This window comes from Bacillus sp. MMSF_3353, from assembly GCF_030733445.1.
GTDB lineage: Bacteria > Bacillota > Bacilli > Bacillales > Bacillaceae_G > Bacillus_A > Bacillus_A wiedmannii.
The window spans coordinates 1-12873 of record NZ_JASHJA010000060.1; the positions used below are offsets into that span (position 1 = coordinate 1).

Here is a 12873-nt window from a genome sequence, read left to right on the forward strand (position 1 = left end):
AATAATTACGGTATATGAAATTATTAATAATAAAATAAAAAAAGCTCCCCTGAAAGGAGCTCCTTACCTTACAAAACATTTAAGAAATCATTCTATTACCAGCTCTACTTAAGATTTGGAGCATGGTTATAACTCATTCACCCCTGTTTGTTACGATAAATCATTGGTCAAAGACTATTCTTTTTCTGTGTATTATTTCAAGCTCTTTAGATGTTTTCTTTTTGTGAAATTTACCTCAAAACAAATTAACTAGATAACAAAACGTAAAATAACAATGCAGCAGCTTCTTGCCGTTTCATACTTTGTTTTGATAGATAATCTGCTGATCCATCTTCATTATATATAACCTCAGGCCCTACTAAACGATGACCTACAATGTTTTTCACGGATTCTATTGCCCAATCATCAGTGTCTCCCTTTAATGTTGCATCTGCAGATGGCGCTCCTAACATTTTTAAATACTGCCAAGTAATCCATGCTGCTTCTTGTCTAGTAATTGCACGGTCTGGATGGAATTGTTCTCCTTCTTTTTCATATAAAATACCAATTTCATATAACTTTTGAATATGTGGTGCATACGGATGATTTTTCACATCAGTAAACACTGGTTCTTTTTTTGAAGGTGGTGCAAAGTAAGCAATTTGAGATAACCAATAAACAAATTCTGCTCGTGTAAGAGAAGATTCTGGAGTGAAATTCCCCTCCTTATTGGCTTGTAATACCTCGTATTGATGCAAGGGATCTATAAACTTAGCATATGGATGATTTTCATCTACGTCTTTAAATCTCTCAGGCTCACTTAACTTTAACGCTGAGCTGCCAGAGTTCCAATGTATCATTTCTTTCACAGTACCATCTTTGTGAAGTTTAAATGCCATATAATTCCCTTTTTCATCCTCAAATAGTAAAGGGTCTATTTGTTTTAGCTCCTGTTTACCATAAACCTTATCAGTTACATATAACTTTCCTTCACTTATGTTCACATGTGACACTAGGTTTTTTAATCTCAAATCACGGTAAACCCCTTCAAATTTCTTTAATTCTTCTTCATTAGGGTTTAAATATTCAGGCTTTATCTTATCTGGGAAATATTCATTCATAAAATCATCAAATACTTCAACAGGTAGTGCTGAACTATCTTTATTTGTAACTACAAAAACTCCAATTTTATGCTCAGGAATTAACCACATTAAAGATGAAAAACCTGGTATATTTCCACCTTTCCCAAACACATATTGCCCATTATGACTTTGCGGTGAAAAGAACTCAAATCCGTATGTCATATTAGGGTATTTGGGATGTAAAGCAAATTTTGTTTTTTGCATATCTTCTACGGTTTCTTTTTGTAGTATTTGGTTATTTTTATATTTACCATCATTCAATTGAGCAATCATAAAATTGGCTACATCACTTCCTGTAGAAAACATACTCCCTTGTGGCATATCTGTTGGTCTTGTTTGATAAAATGGAATGGCATTACCTTTAGCGTCATATCCTGTTGCAAGCTTTTCTTTAATAAAATTAGTCATAACAAAACTGCTATTATGCATTTCTAAAGGGTAAAAAATATTCTTGGCCATATATTTGTAAAAAGGTGTGTTTGTCAGACTTTGAACAATATACCCTTGAAGCATAGAAGCAAAATTATCATATGTATATGTATCTCCTGGCTTTCTCACTACTGTGGGCATATTATCTTCTACATAATCTTTAAGCATAGTATAATCATTCTCTTGATAATGGATATCCTCTGGTCTAGGATCTACGTAATCAAACCCTGTTGTATGGGTAAGTAAATGTTCCATTGTAACTGGTTCACCCATTTTATTTTGATACTTTAATCCCCCCATATAATTTACTATATCTTTATTTATGTCAATTTTACCTTGTTCAACTAACTGCATGACAGCGCTAGCAGTAAAAACTTTTGATATTGACGCTAATCGAAAAACTGTTTTTTTAGGATCAATGGGAGTACTCTTTTCTTTATCGGAAAATCCGAATCCCTTTTGAAATAAAATTTGATTATCCTTTACAACGACAAGAGCTACACCAGCTGCGTTTTCTTTTTTCATTTTCTCTGGAATTACTTTATTGGTAAATGCTTCTACATCTTTAGGATTTAATGTTATAGGTGTAACAGTTTCGGCTTTTGAATAATTGCTCCCCAGAAAAAATAACAAAAAACATACACTTACAGCTACTAACCTTTGAAAATAAATTTTCATTCCTTTATTCCTATTACCCAAATTAATTCCCCCTTTAATATTAGATTTATTGATTATACATCTATAGGTTAACCAACCATATTCTACCACTGCATTGATATTTTTTCTAATTTTATTTCAATTCTGTCACTTATTAACTTTTCTCCTTTAGAAGTAGTCTATATATTATTAGGTCTTAGTTATAGAAAATGCTCGACACTCTTTAATATAGGACTTCCCAGCAGTTTTTTCATAACATCCTACTTAGAGAAGACAACCATCGTTTATAATCAATAAAAATTGGCTATTTGGTGATGCGAGTACTATTAATGATCGATCTAATTTTTTTGAGAAGTTAGATAAAATTAAAAGATAGACCTACTGCATTATTTACTGGAAAATATTACGGATATGCTAATATATAGATATTAGTATTAGGAGGATTTAGATGATGAAGAAATCAGTATTAGCAGTTGGTTTATCGGTTGTAATGCTAGCAGCTTGCGGCGAAAAAGAAATAGTTCAAAAGGAGCAACCAAAAACACAACAAACAACGGCGAAAACAGAACAACCAAAAGATGAGCAGACACGAATGGTGAAAAGTGTTGAACGTAGAACCAAGGAGATTATAGAATATTTCGGTGGTATTGTAACAGCGGTTGAATTAAATAAAGAAAGTAACTTGTATGTCTTATATGTTTTCGTTGATAAAACAGCATTGTCAAATGCTGACGAAGGCCTACGGAAAAATTTTAGCTATAGAACAAGAACAAAGTTAAAAGACGCCGTTGCGCAGAGTGGCTTGCAAGAATACGACAAAACAACCATAAGATACTTCACATCAGATGGTAAAACAGAAATCGAATTTGAATAAGCACTCACGGGAGTGCTTTTTATTTTCACTTGTTATTTCAAGGGACGGAAGATTGTTCCGAACTTTTGACAATTAACCAAGGTACGTAAAATTATTACGCTCTTTTCTTTCAATGCATCTTAACTTTGATTCTTTCTCATTATTATAAAAGCTACCATTCTAGCAAGAATAGAACTAGTTAATGGATCAATTATTACAATTAAAAAATCGTTCAAAAGCGTACTCCCTTTGAATTCCCCCCACTTTCACTTCATTTAAAAATGAGGGATTCCTAAGTAAAGATTCTTTCAAACTCTAATTTATTTGACTATCCCCGCATCCCTTACGGTTTGAAGCCTTATCGCTTCATTCTTTAAAATAAAAAATTGTGAAATTTTATAGCATTATGTAAGACATTTGATATCAAATATACTACATTCACTATGAAATTAGTTTATTTATAGGATTTCTATTGATTAACAAGGTACTAAATTGACTCTTAAGAAGTCATTACCATTGCATTTGTCGAAAAATTGAAAAAATATGTGTAGATAGATATCATCTTAAATACATATATAATTAATTTTAATGCTCTGACATAATCCCACATAATTCTTAAACCAGTTTTTTGTGCATTATTAAATAGAATATTACACAATGTCAGTCTTTAAAAGATTATATATCAAAACTTTAAGAGAGGAAGATAAACTATGAAGATGAAAAGAAAAATCATGATGACAACAGCACTTGCAGCTACGTTAGCTACAGGTGCACTACCTTCTACATCAGTGTTTGCTGCAGAAAAAGAGGCTCCTATCCAACAAAAAGAGGCACAAATGAGTATTCAGCCATTAGCACAAAATAATTTAGAAACAGCTGTTAATGCTGCCTTAAATGGTCCAGAAGTCAAAAAAATAAAAGTATTTGAGCATGAATTTAATGTAAAAGAAATAGAAGTAGTAAATCTAGGTGGAGGAAAAAAATATGTTAAAGGACAAATTTCTCATCATTTAAGTTTCCGTCCAGATGATCAATTTTATTATGAGTTTACTGTGCAAGATGGAAAAGTAGTAGATAAGCCTGTATTTAATATTGATAGAGGTGGTTGGACACCATTTGCTGCTCCACTTTTATCAATTCTTGCTGCGTATAATGGAATTCCAGTTAATCCAAATGATTTAAATGCACTTGGTCAGCAGCTTGGGAAAGTTATAGATGGAAGCTGGGAACATGCAGCTCAATCTATCGCAACTGTAGTTAGTCTAAGTTTTAATGAATAGAATCTTTTAATTTTTATTAGCATTGTAGGGACCACTTTTCCTGAATAGCCTTGTTTTAAGAAATTCCTGAAACAGCTATAAATAGATTTTTACCGCTCACTCACATTATCTTAATTTGTTAACCACCTTATTATTCATAATATGTCACAAAATAGAAGTCTTTTTAAGGCTTCTGTTTTGTTTGTATACAATACAGCAAAAAGCTTATTTTTTACCTATCTATGCTTCCATTCTTTAAAAATCCGTTTGGCTATTAGATATAAATTATTACAATAAACTAATACTATCTCAAGTTAGCTCACTACCCCTTTTTCAATTACAAAAATTCATTACATTAGGAATAGAAAACAATAAATATAGTAAAAAAACCATCTTATTATAGCTATTGTTTAAAGGTTAGGAGAGATAAAATGAACAAAATAAAAAATTTCTTTAAAGTTAGCATCCTCACTTGTTTTACACTGGCAAGTTTAAGTACACCATCTACAATTTTAGCTGATAGTCATCCAGGTTATTCCTATGAATCCAACATAGGTTATCAAAATCCATCGTGGATGTCAGAAGTAGCAGATTCAACAAAATTAAGTGAAATATCTATTCCAGGCACTCATTGTACAATGGCTTTACATGGAGCAAGTTTTCTTGATGAAAATTTGACAAGAAATCAAACTATGAGTCTACCCCAACAATTAAATTCTGGAATTCGATATGTAGATATGCGCGTTAAACGTGTAAAAGATTCTTTTGCAATGTACCATGGTATTGTCAATCAAAAAGCAGTATTTGAAGATGTATTAAAAGAAGCAATCCAATTTTTGAAGGATTATCCGACAGAAACAATTTTAATGCGCTTAAAAGAAGAAACTACTCTCGAAAGTGGATCCCTATCATTTGAGGAGATATTTTTAAAATATAAAAACGATAATGCTTCATATTTTTGGGATCCTAATTCCGTACCAACTATAGACAGAAACAACCCTACTTTAGGAGATATCCGAGGAAAAATTGTAATCTTACAAAACTTTACATCCTCTCAATTGTACGGTATTGATTACGATAGATTGAACATTCAAGATAAATTTGAAATTGGAAGCGGACCAGACGAAATATATGAAAAATGGAATGCGATAAAAAATCATTTGCAAAGTGCAAATACTAACTATAATAATGGAAAAATATATCTTAATCATTTTAGTGGTACGGGTGGTGCAGCCGCATTTTTAAATAATGTATATCCTTGGTTTGTTGCAAGCGGAAAAGAGAATAGAAATACTGATAGTAACCCTAAGTTGATTCAAACGAATTCGACTCATGCTTGGAGTGATTTCCCTCGCGATAGAAATGGGCAAGTATATTATGGTGGGATGAATACACTTGGGACTGAACTCTTACAACAAGGTGGAATTAGACATTCTGGTATTATCGCAGCTGATTTTCCTGGGCCAGGTTTAATTGATAGTATCATTAAATTAAATGGTGTACATTCAAATGAAAAAGAGATATTAATTTCGCAAATTTCATCCGAATCTAGTCCTTTATCCGGACAAAAAAATCGATCCAGTCAAAACTTTAAAATTGATAGTTTACCTGCAGGTACTAAAGAATTAAAATGGGTTATTGAGCCTTCAGAGAAAGATCATCCTTCTACTATCTCTTTCAATGTAATGATTGATGTTTCCTTAGGTACCGATTCTATTCGTTGGAAAAACATTTCACATGGATCTAGGACTGAGGCTTACACAAATACTAAATATTATATCGCAAGTCCAATTGGTGCCACTAGCAAATTCACTGTGAAAATATACGCTATTACAAATTAGAAAATAAAAGAATCCCCTTGGAGTTCCTTTTTGAAGGAATACCGTTGGGATTCTTTTCTGATTTTATTTCGTCAACATTAGGATGGTGAGTAAATTTATCGTTTTCCGACAGAAGACTCCTTCCTCAAAAATGTGAAGGTGTGAAACACCAATTTTAGGTGGGAGATGAATGTCGGTTGGCATAAGCCAACATGTTTGCTATCATTTACTTGTACAGATTGCTCTTTGAAAACTGAAGATATGAGGTTGGTTGCAGAAAAACGTTGCAACCGTAAAATCTTCAACGTTCTTTCGCCCCACGCTTGCCGAAGTTGCGAAAACCAAGCTAAAGTAGGTAGTGTGGTGAGTCAACGTACAAGATACTTATGTTCTCACCGTAGGGACTACGGGTAGAGCCTGCTAAGATAACCGGTGGATACACCGGTGTTCGCAGGAATCTCCCACTTTAAACAGTCTGTAAGGACGTTAAGTGGTGAGTAGTTCAATAGCATATCATTTAAACCATTAATAGATTTATATTTGGAACGACCCTTTACTTTCAAAGAAAAATCCATTAATGTTAACTACATTTTCCCGCTTATCATTTATTCAAAACTGGCTTCCAAAGCGATAGGGCAAAAATCCAATTTGTGTCACCATTGCCTTGATAATCTTGAACTGCTTCATACACTTTTCCCTCATGTACTACTCTATCACCTTTTGTATATGCTTTTCTTGCATCCCATTTTTCATATGTGGAATCCTCTGACTTTGTTACTACATTTAATACATCACTGCTACTAGATTCGTTTCCAGCTAAATCAACCGCCGTCACTACATATTTATACGATGTATTAGCCTTTAATTCTTTATCCATAAAGGATGTATTAGCCGTTGTCCCAATTTTATTCATAACTCCAAAGCTTTCTCTATATACAATATAATGGTCTACACCTACATTATCTTCAGACGGACTCCACATCAAATCAACAGTGGTCGCTGTTGTACTCATACTATGTAATCCTTTCGGTTGCGTCGGACCTTCTATATCTGGGATTTCATTTGTTGTCTTAACCTTTAGTTCCTCACTTTCTTTTGATATGTTTCCAGCAGAGTCTAACGCTTTTATTGTATAGGTATATTCCGTATTTGCTTTTAGTTTTTTATCAATAAATGTTGTACCTGGTACCGTATCAATTACTTCCCCATTGCGTAACACTTGATATTCCTTTACACCTATATTATCCGTAGAAGCCTTCCATGTTAGTGCAACACTATTGGCAGTAACTTTAGACGCATTTAATTCAGTTGGTTGACTTGGAGCTACTGTATCGGGAGTTTCATTATTTACTAGATTTACATCAATTACATTATAAAACGCATTTGACGTATCTGCTACATCCCATACAGCTAAAATAACATGATAACCATTGCGATCAGTTGGTACATTAATTGTATGTGTTAAATTATTTGATGCGGCAGAACCATCATGTTTCACAGTTCCAATTGGTTCTAATTCAGCACGTGTTAATGGTTTATTAGGATCCCATCCCTTTTTTGTAATGTAATAATGCCATTTACTTGTAGGATGTGCAGCTGTATATTTCCATGTAAAGGTATTTGCTCCACCTTTAATCGTGTTTTTGAACCAGCGATTTGATGTTTGTTGGTCAAGAATTCCTCCAAACAGTCCTCCTGCCGAAGCGATTTTTCCATCAATCGGTCCCCCATCTGGGAATCCTTTAGGTGCTTCTAGGCTTTGAGGTTCGTACATTATATTTCCACAATTTAAATTCAACGCTCCATAATTCTGACTACATAAAGCAGCACGACTGCTTGGCTTTTCAACAAATCCATGTGCATAAGCACTTTGAGGAATCATAGTAATAGCCGTCACCCCTGCGGCTAAAACACAAGCACCAATTCCTTTTTTACTTTTTCTTAATCTTTCAAATTTAGATGTAAATTTCAAATTCATTCTTGTCCCCCCAATATATTATTGCTATCGCTAATATAATAGCAATATAGAGATAAACGAACAAATTACTAATAAATATACTAATATCTCTCATACATTGGTACGTTTATTATTATTTTTAATCTCATATAAAAATAAAATAAATACAATAAGTCTATTTTGTAACATTATGTATTAATAGAGCAATGAAACCCCCCCTTATTTTCACAAAAAATTCAAATGTTAATTTAAAGAATTATATTTAACCTTATGTAAAAAAATACAGTTTTAAAGTAAAAAAGTCTGGAAGGAACTGATAATATCAGTTTCTTCCAGACTTTACATTCCCATTATATAACTTGCAAATAAGTCATTTCTAAAGCTAAATTCACACATATTTTCTAAATCTTAAAAAATACAATAAATAACCTACTTATATTCACATGGTGAATGCACACAAATCCTTTAATCTTAGACATTTACTCCTATAACCACATAACTACTGTAATTTATATATTGATTTACTTCAGAATGTTCAAACTCATATAATAAAATTACCAGGCAAAATGAACTACTCACCACTTAGCAAAACATAAAGTGGGGGCTTCTCAGTTGCACGACGAAATTAACCTTTCGTTTCCCTGATCGTTTTGTCCAACTTAACTTTATAGTCCTTTTTAATAGTCATCTCCTACCCTATTAATCCTTATTTTAAACAAATCATCAAGAGATTGATTATGTAAGATAAGAAAAGAGAATTATAAATCCAATTTTAACCATAAATTTCTACCAATTTATTATATTATTTTTACCTAATAAGGTACAGAAACAAAGGGGAAAACTTCAGTATGTTTGAGGTTTTCACTAACGTTTTTAGGGTGAAACGTTTAAAGGGTACATTACTGAATTTTATTAAATGTCCCTGTACCTAGTATTTAAATTAACTTATGTCAAAATATTTTACAATACAAGTATGAAACGTTACATATTTCTATATTTAATGATACATTTCATCAACTTATCTCCCCTAATCTTTATGCTAAATATAGGAATTAAAGCTCATTGAGATATAATTTTAGAATTCTCATAATAGCAAATGAATAGATTAGGCACATAACTGTCACAAATTAATGACTTATCCATTTTCTCAACCATGAAAACTTTATTACCACTTCAATATTTACACTTAAACTAAAACACATCTATACTCACAATCAATTAATAATCTTTCAAATGAGTCAATTGTTTTATATTTTTTATTTTTTTATTGTACATTTATACATTTGATGTTAGGATTATGCCTATTAAAATTGAATCCCAACGATTCTTCTTTATAATTCCTATATTTTTATTATCAAATAAAAATATAGATTCTAAAACACGATCAAAATCAAAACAAAAATGTCGTTATTTCACAATGATGTCATGAAATACCTTTAGAATGGAAAGACATATGCAACAACGTGTTAAGGGGTTACAGGGGGAACAAAAATGAGAGACTTTTTTGATGATAAGTATAAAAATATTGAATTAAAAAGGAGGTTAATCAATTTAATAAGTGAAATTAGCGAATTCAAAGGAAAATTAGCTGCTTATCAGGAACAAAACCCTGACATATTTAACAATTTAGAAAGAACTATACCACTACATTACATAAAAAATTTCACAACTATTTATGAAGATGTAAAAGTTCCTCATAAAAGATTAAAAGAGCTTATTTTAGATGATATAGTACCTCAAAATATCTCGGAAGATGCTATTTTTTGTTATTATCAAACACTTTCTTTTGTACATAAAAACTCCTGTACTTTATTAATTAATCCAGCAACTATACAGGAATTACATTTTCAACTAATACATTACCTTACCTCTGACAGTGCCAATTGGCGTGAAAAACCTTTTATTATTCCAGGTATTCCCGAGCATGGAATGCACTTGAATAGTTACCGCATTCTTCCACATGAACTTATCCCACAGTTTATGGAGCAATTATGTGATCAATACAACTCATTAAATACTAGTAAGGGGCTACATTCGCTTTTATTAATAGCTCGTTTTATATTAAATTTTTATTGCATAGTCCCTTTCAATCAAGGTAATGGCAGGCTAGCATTTATGTTAATGCAGTTGTTGCTAATTAAGAGTGGACATACATTTGTAAAATATGTATGTTTGGATAAGTATATTAAGAAAAATGAATCTGAATATTACAATTCGATTTATAAATCTTCGGTAAATTGGTACTGCGAGGAACATAATAGTAGCTTTTGGTTAAAAACGTTTTTAACTATTATATTAGAGGCTTACAAAGATCTGCATAACACCGTTCTAGATTCTATATGTAAACATACTAAAGTTGAGAGAATTCAGGATTTTATATTTAAACAAAAACAACCCTTTACTAAGGAAAGTATTCGTAACAGATATCCAGACATTGCAGAGAGTACAATTAGTAAGGCTTTAAATTCCTTGCAATTATTTGGCCATATTAAGCTAGTTACAAAAGGAAGAAACGCAAAGTGGACTAAAGTTTGACCATATTTTTAAAACTCTTACAGCTCAAAAATTCAATTATAACGTTAGCAATCGTTTCAATGATTTTGGGCTCAAATTCATTGAATTATATTTTAAGCTATTATTACTACTTTAATTATTTCTAATTCTTACACAACTTTTTATAGGAAAAGGTACGTTTCCCTCCACCTTTTCCTATAAAAATATTAGATATTAATACAGAAAAAATGTCGAAAAAAGTCGTAATTTAATATTCTTTCTTTATTTTCTGGTTGTAAACGTTTCATTTTCATGTTAACATCTTAATCAAACAATAGATGGTAATACGACTGAAAGTATTTCTTTCCCTTAGAAACATATAAACGTACGGTAATATCAAGAAAGTAAGGCCAAAGAAATGTTTGATACCTACCAAAATAACCAATAGGAATTTTGCACATATATTTTTCTGTTAATTCAGAAAAAACATTTTGTCCCTAAACAAAATTTGTTAGCGTGCAAAGTTCAATTACACTAGAACACCCAAATAATTGTAATTTCCTTTTTTATCGAGCATTAAGATATGAAAAAAATTCTTCCTAGAAAATTCAGCTGATTAACTTAAAGAGATCTAAATTACTGCCTTAAATGCCATCTATTGTTGATAACATATTTACCAACTATAAAAAAGAGCCCATCAAGGGTTCTTTTTTATTATAATCATTCAAATTTCAATTCTAACTCAATACTTAGATTTCCACACAAATTACCTCTACTTTTTTGCTCTCAACTATTAATTTTTATTCCCAAGTTGTTTAAATTTGTGAATAAAATTACATCAACTAAAAATAATAAATACAACTAATCGTTACATATTAAAGAGGTGTCAATATTGTCCTTAAATGAAGAAACCTTAGAAACTAAAACCAATAATACCATTGAAAAAATCCAAACAAGTAACTTAAAAGAACTTAAAAATACTTTAGATAATATCTTTGATATTAGTGCCGATTTAATTGAACACCCTTTGCAATTAAAAACAAACACGAATATTTTACTATATTATTTTGAAGGCCTTACAGATGGTGTCGCTTTAAAAGGAAATGTTGTTACACCATTATTACAAAAAGTAAATGAAGACAGTCAAATATTTAATTCTAATATTATTGCTACTCATACCAAAATAGTATATACATGGAATGAAATTAAAGAAGGATTACTTGAGGGTCAATGTGTTCTATTTATGGAAGGAGAAAAGCGGTCACTTTTAATAAATACAAAAGGTTGGGCAGAAAGAGCAATTCAAGAACCAATTTCAGAAGTTACTATTAAAGGATCCCATGATGGATTTATTGAAAATGCCACAAAAAATATAGGCTTAATTCGTCGATATCTTCCTTCTACAGAGTTGAAAATCAAAAAGCTGACGATTGGAGAACGAGCCACTTCTTTCGTCTATTTAATTTACTTAGGTGATGTCGCGAGCGTAGATGTAGTCCAAGAAATAGAAAACAGAATATGTAGAATTAAAACGGATGCGGTATTAAGCATTGGTGAGCTATCTAATTTTACAAAGGATCAAAATTGGACTCCTTTTCCACAGGCTTATTTAAGCGAACGCCCAGATGCCATTTCAAATCATATACTCGATGGAAAAGTAGCAGTGTTAATGGATAGATCCCCTGGTGCAATGATTGTTCCAATGAATTTAATTGGATTCTTTCAAACTCCAGATGATTATAATATTCATTGGCTCATTGCTTCATTTTTTCGCGTATTACGATTTGCGGGATTTATTATAGCTATTTTTTTACCCGCATTTTATATTGCTATCGTCTCTTTTCACTTTGAAATCATTCCTATAGATTTATACACTTCTATCGCAACGTCAAGAGTCAAAGTCCCTTTCTCTCCCCTACTGGAAGCATTTATAATGGAAATTACACTAGAAATGCTACGTGAAGCTGGTATTCGCTTACCACAACCAATTGGACAAACCATTGGGATTGTTGGAGGGATTGTAATTGGGCAGGCGGCTGTTCAAGCTGGTCTTGTGAGTAACGTTATGGTTATTATCGTATCTATTACAGCCATTGCATCATTTATTGTTTCTAATTACGATTTATCAAGTTCTATACGCCTTATTCGTTTTCCAATGATGTTATTGGCATACTTTTATGGCATTGTAGGTATTGTTAGTGGATTAATGCTCTTATTTGCTCATTTTGTTTCACTAACTTCCTATGGTTCACCATACGGATTGCCAATCGCACCATTTCGTCTC

At 31.8% G+C, this 12873-nt stretch carries 7 protein-coding genes and 1 pseudogene; 6 read left to right on the forward strand and 2 right to left on the reverse strand.

Going from position 1 to position 12873, the window contains the following annotated elements; genetic code table 11:
• Positions 1–245 precede the first annotated feature (245 nt).
• On the reverse strand, positions 246–2228 hold the full coding sequence (locus RBB48_RS30790) for a serine hydrolase domain-containing protein (protein ID WP_306008778.1): 1983 nt from the start codon (positions 2226–2228) through the stop codon (positions 246–248).
• Positions 2229–2502: 274 nt separating this feature from the next.
• Here RBB48_RS30790 and RBB48_RS30795 point away from each other — a divergent pair.
• The 4 genes and pseudogenes from RBB48_RS30795 to RBB48_RS30810 form a co-directional block, all read left to right on the forward strand.
• Positions 2503–2605 (forward strand): annotated as a pseudogene (locus RBB48_RS30795) (NTD biosynthesis operon regulator NtdR); the annotation flags it as partial.
• A 50-nt stretch (positions 2606–2655) separates the two neighbouring features.
• The gene (locus RBB48_RS30800) at positions 2656–3081 is read left to right on the forward strand and encodes a hypothetical protein (RefSeq protein WP_306008779.1); all 426 of its coding nucleotides are present in this window, start codon (positions 2656–2658) and stop codon (positions 3079–3081) included.
• A 689-nt stretch (positions 3082–3770) separates the two neighbouring features.
• On the forward strand, positions 3771–4340 hold the full coding sequence (locus tag RBB48_RS30805; RefSeq protein WP_073515827.1) for a methyltransferase: 570 nt from the start codon (positions 3771–3773) through the stop codon (positions 4338–4340).
• Positions 4341–4750: 410 nt separating this feature from the next.
• Positions 4751–6160 carry a phosphatidylinositol-specific phospholipase C gene (locus RBB48_RS30810; protein ID WP_306008780.1) on the forward strand — a complete coding sequence of 470 codons (1410 nt, stop codon included), beginning with the start codon at positions 4751–4753 and terminating at the stop codon, positions 6158–6160.
• 580 nt (positions 6161–6740) lie between these two features.
• Here the strand turns inward: RBB48_RS30810 and RBB48_RS30815 are convergent.
• A complete protein-coding gene (locus RBB48_RS30815) occupies positions 6741–8117 on the reverse strand; it encodes a lytic polysaccharide monooxygenase (protein ID WP_306008781.1) in 1377 nt (458 codons plus the stop codon).
• A gap of 1470 nt (positions 8118–9587) precedes the next feature.
• Between RBB48_RS30815 and RBB48_RS30820 the strand changes: the two genes are divergently transcribed.
• Positions 9588–10631, forward strand: a complete 1044-nt coding sequence (locus RBB48_RS30820) for a Fic family protein (RefSeq protein ID WP_097891985.1) — start codon at positions 9588–9590, stop codon at positions 10629–10631.
• Between the two features lie 850 nt (positions 10632–11481).
• Positions 11482–12873: spore germination protein (locus RBB48_RS30825; protein ID WP_306008782.1), on the forward strand; the 1392-nt coding region annotated here is incomplete at its 3' end.